Below are 6,471 nucleotides of genomic sequence, written 5' to 3'. Positions count from 1 at the left end.
TCGGTGCCGTCCGGAGCCACGAGGACCACGGTCGCGTTGACGGCGTCGTGGCCCTCGCGAAAGACCGTCGCTCGGACCGTGAACTGCTCGTCGACCACCGCCTTGGCCGGTCGCAGCCCGTTGTCGACGAGCGGGGAGACGTCCAGGACCGGGATCCGGCCGATGGGCGTCTGCGGTGCCTCGGACTGGGGAACGGGGGCTCCGGTCGGGGCGGTGCCCGTGCTCCCGGCGCCCGCGGCGTCAGGTGTATCCGGTGTGGTTGCTGGGGGAGTCGCAGTCACGGGCCCGACGCTACTCGTTCTGCACGTTGCGCACCTCCCGCAGGCTCTGCGCGGGTCGATCCGTGAAATTTTGTGAAAGTCCTGCAAGAAGACGTCAAGAGCACGGGGTCGGAGGCCTTAGGATGACCCCTCGTGAAGGCCATCCGACGCTTCAGCGTCCGTACTGTTCTGCCCGAGCCCATTGCAGCGCTCGGCGACCTGGCCAGCAACCTCCGCTGGTCCTGGCACCCGCCCACGCGAGACCTCTTCGAACGGATCGACCCCCAGCGCTGGGTCGCCGTCCGCAAGGACCCGGTCCGCCTCCTGTCCGCCCTGTCTCCCCAGGAGCTGGCCGACCTGGCCGCCAACGACGACTTCGTGGCGGCCGTCGGCCTGGCCAAGGCCGAGCTGGACACCTATCTCACCGAGCCCCGCTGGTTCCAGGCGTGGGCCGAGGAGACCGAAGGTGGCGCTCCCCGCGCCATCGCCTATTTCAGCCCCGAGTTCGGCATCACCGAGGTGCTGCCCCAGTACTCCGGTGGTCTCGGCATCCTGGCCGGCGACCACCTCAAGACCGCCTCCGACCTCGGCGTCCCGATCGTCGGCGTCGGCCTCTTCTACAAGACCGGCTACTTCAAGCAGAGCCTCAACCGCGACGGCTGGCAGCAGGAGACCTACCCGGTCCTCGACCCCGACGAGCTGCCCCTGAGCCTGCTGCGCGAGGACGACGGCGAGCCCTGCGTCATCACCCTCGACCTGCCCGGCGGCCGCGAGCTGCGCGCCCACGTCCTGCGCGCCCAGGTGGGCCGCGTCCCGCTGCTGCTGCTCGACTCCGATGTCCCCGGCAACGACGAGGCTGCCCGCAACATCACCAACCGCCTCTACGGCGGCGGTGGCGAGCAGCGCCTCCAGCAGGAGATGCTGCTCGGCATCGGCGGCGTCCGGGCCCTGCGCCTGTGGTCGCGGCTCACCGGTGCCCCCAAGCCCGACGTCTACCACACCAACGAGGGGCACGCTGGGTTCCTCGGCGTCGAGCGCATCCACGAGCTCACGAAGAGCGCCGGCCTCACCTTCGACGAGGCTCTCGAGGCGGTGCGCGCCGCGACGGTGTTCACCACCCACACCCCTGTCCCCGCCGGCATCGACCGCTTCGGCGCGGAGCTCATCGAGCTGCACTTCGGCGGCGACAACGCCGTGGCGGGCGTCCCCGTGCAGCGGCTGCTCGAGCTGGGCGCCGAGGACTACCCGGGCGGCCAGGCCGGCATGTTCAACATGGCGGTCATGGGCCTGCGCCTGGCCCAGCGCGCCAACGGCGTCTCCCAGCTGCACGGCGTGGTCAGCCGCGAGATGTTCGACGGCCTGTGGCCGGGCTTCGACGACGACGAGGTCCCGATCACGAGCGTCACGAACGGCGTCCATGCCCCGACCTGGGTCGACCGTCGGGTCTACGAGCTCGCCGCCAAGCACCTCGGCACCGCCGACATCGAGCGCGACAACGCCTGGGATCGCATCCCGGACGTGCCCCGTGACGCGATCTGGGCCACCAAGCGCGAGATGCGCGAGCAGCTCGTCAAGGAGGCCCGCCGGCGCACGAAGTCCTCGTGGAAGAAGCGTGGCGCGAGCGCGGCCGAGCTCGGCTGGGTCGACGACGTCCTCGACCCCGACATTCTGACGATCGGGTTCGCCCGACGGGTGCCGACCTACAAGCGGCTCACCCTCATGCTTCGCGACCCGGCCCGCCTCAAGCGGCTGCTGCTCGACGAGGAGCGCCCCATCCAGCTCGTCATCGCCGGCAAGTCCCACCCCGCCGACGAGACCGGCAAGCAGCTCATCCAGCAGATGGTGCGCTTCGCCGACGACCCCGAGATCCGTCACCGCATCGTGTTCCTCCCGAACTACGACATCGCGATGGCCCAGTACCTCTACCCGGGTTGTGACGTCTGGCTCAACAACCCGCTGCGTCCCTTCGAGGCCTGTGGGACCTCGGGGATGAAGGCCGCCCTCAACGGCGGTCTCAACCTCTCGATCCTCGACGGCTGGTGGGACGAGTGGTTCGACGGTGAGAACGGCTGGGCCATCCCGACCGCTGACGGCGTCGAGGACCCGGAGCGTCGGGACGACATCGAGGCGGCCGCGCTCTACGACCTCATCGAGAACAGCGTCGCGCCCCGTTTCTACGACGTCGACGCCGACGGACTGCCCCAGAACTGGCTGTCGATGCTGGTCCACACGCTGCAGACGCTCGGTCCCAAGGTGCTCGCCAGCCGCATGGTGCGCGACTACACCACCCAGCTCTACGGCCCCGCGGCCCGAGCCGGCTGGGCGCTCAACGGCACCACGTTCGACGGGGCCCGAGCGCTCGCGGCATACAAGGCGAAGGTCAAGGAGGCGTGGCCCAGTGTCCACGTCGACCACGTGGAGTCCTCGGGCGTCTCGGACTCCCCGCAGATCGGTGACAACCTGCACGTCAACGCCTACGTCTCCCTGGGTGCGCTGTCGCCCGACGACGTCGACGTGCAGGTCGCGCACGGCCAGGCCCACTACTCGGACGACCTCTCCGACGTGCAGGTCGAGTCGCTGCAGCTCGCCGAGTCCTATGAGGGTGGCCGGCACCACTTCGCCGGTGACTTCGCCCTGAGCCGCACCGGTTCCTTCGGCTACACCGTGCGGATCCTGCCCAAGCACGCCGGGCTGGCGAGCACGAGCGAGCTGGGGCTGGTCGTCAACGCCTGACCGGGGGTCGGCTCAGTCCGCTGAGTCGCCTCGCACCCCTCGATAGACCCGGATGCACGCCGGCCCGATCTCGACCGGGCCGGCGTGCATCGTCGCATCGCGCACCCCTGGCCGCTCGTCCGTGGAGTCCCACAGCAGCTCGTATGCCGCGAGGAGGCTCGGCACCGTGGGCAGCCGCACCGTGGTCGCCTCGCCGCCGTGGAGGACGACGAGCACCGAGTCGTGGTCGAAGCAGGTCCCGTTGAGGAGCATCTGCAGGGTGCGCGTCGCCGGGTCCTCCCAGTGGCCGTTCTCCATCGGCCGGCCGTCTGCGGCGAACCAGGCGAGGTCCATCGACCCGTCGGCGTGAACCTCGCGTCCGGTGAAGAAGCTCCGCGGACGCAGGGCAGGGAGCTCTGAACGCAGCCGCGTCAGGAAGGCGGTGGAGGCCAGCAGATCCCGCTGCCAGTCCGCCAGGTCCCAGTCGAACCACGAGATCTCGTTGTCCTGGCAGTAGGCGTTGTTGTTGCCGCCCTGGGTCCTGCCCAGCTCGTCGCCCGCGTTGAGCATCGGCACGCCGGTCGCGAGCAGGGTCGTGGCGAGCAGGTTGCGCATCGAGCGGCGCCGCGCGGTCTCGATGGCCGTTGCGTCGGAACGCCCGTCCACGGGGCCCTCGACGCCGTGGTTCCAGGAGCGGTTGTGGTCGCTGCCGTCCCGGTTACCCTCGCCGTTCGGCCCGTTGTGCTTGACGTTGTAACGGGTCAGGTCCGCGGTCGTGAACCCGTCGTGGGCCGCCACGAAGTTCACCGAGGCGACGGGCCCCCGGTCGCGCGAGCCGAACAGGTCCTGGGAGCCGGCCAGGCGCGTGCCGAGCTCTCGGACCCCGTGGCCCTGGTGGCCCATGGACCGGGCCTTGAGGTCGTCGAGCCAGAACGTGCGCACCGAGTCGCGGAACCGGTCGTTCCACTCCGAGAAGGGCGGTGGGAACTGTCCGGTGCGCCACCCGTGCATCCCGACGTCCCAGGGCTCCGCGACCAGCTTGACCCGGGAGAGGACGGGGTCTGTTCGCAGGGCCACGAGGAACGGGTGGTTGGGGTCGTAGTCGTCGTTCTGGCCGCGTCCCAGCGCCACGGCGAGGTCGAAGCGGAACCCGTCAACATGGCACTCCTGCACCCAGTACCGCAGGGAGTCCAGCACCATCCGGCAGACCATCGCGTGCCGCAGGTCGAGGGTGTTGCCGCACCCCGTCACGTCGATGTCCTGACCACGGTCGTCCAGCCGGTAGTACGCCCGGTTGTCCAGACCGCGCCACGACAGGGAGGCGCCGGTGCGGCCGGCCTGCTCGGCGGTGTGGTTGTAGACCACGTCGAGGAGGACCTCGATCCCCGCGGCGTGCAGCAGGCGCACCATGCCCTTGAACTCGTCGAGCACGCCCTGGGGGTCCGACGCGGCGGCATACGCGGCGTGGGGGGCGAAGAACCCGAGGGTGTTGTAGCCCCAGTAGTTCACCAACCCGCGCCGCGCCACCTCGGGCTCGGTGGCGTTGGCGTGGATCGGCAGGAGCTGGACCGCCGTGACCCCCACGGTCAAGAGGTGCTCGATGACTGCTGGGTGGCACAGGCCGGCGTACGTCCCACGCAGACTCTCGGGCACCGCCGGGTGCCGCTGGGTGAGGCTGCGGACGTGGGCCTCGTAGATGACTGACTCGGCCAGGGGCGTGTGTGGGGGAGCGTCGTCACCCCAGTCGAAGCGCTGGTCCACGACCACGCCCCGGGGGGTGGCTGCCGCACTGTCCAGACTGCTGCGGACCAGGTCGTCCCCGTGCAGCCGCTCGTCGACGCGGTGCGCGAACACCTCCGGCGACCAGGTGACCTCGCCCTCGATCGCGCGGGCATAGGGGTCGAGAAGGAGCTTGGCCGGGTTGTACCGCAGCCCCTCGGCCGGGCGCCAGGGCCCGTCCGCCCGCAGGGCGTAGCGCTGCCCTGCGCTCACCCCCGGCAGGAACCCGGACCAGACGCCGTGGGTGCGCTCGGTGAGCGGGATCCGCCGCTCGGAGGCCCCCCTGGCGTCGCCCGGCTCGAACAGGCAGACCGTCACCGACTCGGCATGCCCGGCATAGACGGCGAAGTCCGCACCGCCGGCCATCAGCGTCATTCCCAGACTGGGAGGAAGGTCACGCGGACGGACGGCGGGCGACATGGCCCTCAGCCTAGGCAGTCGTTACGGTTGGGCCCATGAGTGACCCCACGTCCCTTCCCAACTTCCCACCCCCGCCGGACGAGCATCCCCTGCGCGGACGGGTGCTGGACGTCCTGATCGACCAGGGCCTCGGCCCCGACATCGACGGTGACGGGGACGTGGCCTTCACGGTGCAGGACCAGCAGCTGTTCGTGCGGTGCAGCGAGGGCGACTTCCAGATCATGCGGGTGTTCGGCCAGTGGGCCATCGGCGAGGCCGTCCCGGCCGACCCGCTCAAGCGCCTCGAGACCTGCAACGAGCTCACGCTCCAGCTCAACATCGTCAAGCTCGGCCTGGCGCACGACACCCTCGTGGTGACCGCCGAGCACGTCGTTTCGCCGCAGTCGGACCTGCCCACGCTGGTCGCGGTGTCGACGCAGCTGGTCCTCGCCGGAGTCCAGATGTGGCACGAGCGGATCATGGGCGGCGGCCCCGACAGCGGCCCTGGAGCGGGCCAGCCGGCCCCCGAAGGAGGCCCCGCATGAGCGAGCTCGTCAGCGTCGAGGTCGACGGCGGGGTGGCGACCATCCTGCTCAACCGGCCGCCGATGAACGCCCTCAACGCCGAGATCCAGGGTGCCCTGAGCGCGGCGGCCGTCGAGGTGGGGGAGCGTCGCGACGTCTCAGCCGTCATCCTCTACGGCGGCGAGAAGGTCTTCGCCGCAGGCGCGGACATCAAGGAGATGGAGCGCATGTCCTACACGGACATGGTGCAGCACGCGGGCTCCCTCCAGGACTTCACCCGGGCGATCTCGCGCATCCCCAAGCCGACGGTCGCTGCCATCACCGGCTATGCGCTCGGTGGCGGGTGCGAGGTCGCCCTGGCGTGCGACTTCCGGGTGGCGGCCAAGAACGCCAAGCTCGGTCAGCCGGAGATCCTGCTCGGCATCATTCCCGGGGCCGGTGGCACCCAGCGGCTCGCCCGCCTCGTCGGACCTGCCAAGGCCAAGGACCTGATCTTCTCCGGGCGCTTCGTGTCCGCCGACGAGGCGCTGGCCATCGGGCTGGTCGACGAGGTGGTCGAGGCCGAGGACGTCTATGCCGCTGCCAGGCGCCGCATGGAGGCGTACGTCGGTGGTCCCGCCTTCGCCCTGCGCGCGGCCAAGGAGGTCATCGACCGTGGGCTCGAGGTCGACCTCGACACCGCGCTGGACATCGAGCGCGCCCAGTTCGCCGCGCTGTTCGCGACCAGGGACCGCGAGATCGGCATGAGGTCGTTCGTCGAGAACGGACCGGGCAAGGCGAAGTTCGAGGGCGCCTGA

General features: G+C 70.4%; 5 protein-coding genes. 3 read left to right on the top strand and 2 right to left on the bottom strand.

What is annotated here, in order from left to right; all coding sequences use genetic code 11:
• A partial coding sequence (locus tag VGN50_RS04120; protein WP_327443386.1) for a maltotransferase domain-containing protein occupies positions 1-281 on the bottom strand: 281 nt, incomplete at its 3' end.
• Between the two features lie 132 nt (positions 282-413).
• On the opposite strand from VGN50_RS04120, the gene glgP reads away from it, so the two are divergent.
• Positions 414-2,993, top strand: a complete 2,580-nt coding sequence (glgP, locus tag VGN50_RS04115) for an alpha-glucan family phosphorylase (protein WP_327443385.1) — start codon at positions 414-416, stop codon at positions 2,991-2,993.
• Positions 2,994-3,005: 12 nt separating this feature from the next.
• Here glgP and glgX read toward each other — a convergent pair whose 3' ends face one another.
• Positions 3,006-5,171, bottom strand: coding sequence for a glycogen debranching protein GlgX (gene glgX / locus VGN50_RS04110; RefSeq protein ID WP_327443383.1), 2,166 nt, complete (start codon positions 5,169-5,171; stop codon positions 3,006-3,008).
• A gap of 35 nt (positions 5,172-5,206) precedes the next feature.
• On the opposite strand from glgX, the gene VGN50_RS04105 reads away from it, so the two are divergent.
• Positions 5,207-5,695: a T3SS (YopN, CesT) and YbjN peptide-binding chaperone 1 gene (locus tag VGN50_RS04105; RefSeq protein ID WP_327443381.1), complete on the top strand. Its 489-nt coding sequence runs from the start codon at positions 5,207-5,209 to the stop codon at positions 5,693-5,695.
• Positions 5,692-6,471, top strand: coding sequence for an enoyl-CoA hydratase/isomerase family protein (locus VGN50_RS04100; RefSeq protein WP_327443380.1), 780 nt, complete (start codon positions 5,692-5,694; stop codon positions 6,469-6,471). Before VGN50_RS04105 ends, VGN50_RS04100 begins: the two co-directional genes overlap by 4 nt.

Origin of the sequence: Pedococcus sp. (genome assembly GCF_036000045.1) — a bacterium.
Classification (GTDB): domain Bacteria; phylum Actinomycetota; class Actinomycetes; order Actinomycetales; family Dermatophilaceae; genus Pedococcus.
Note: the sequence above shows the minus strand (reverse complement) of the source record. Positions and strands in the feature narration are given on the sequence as shown.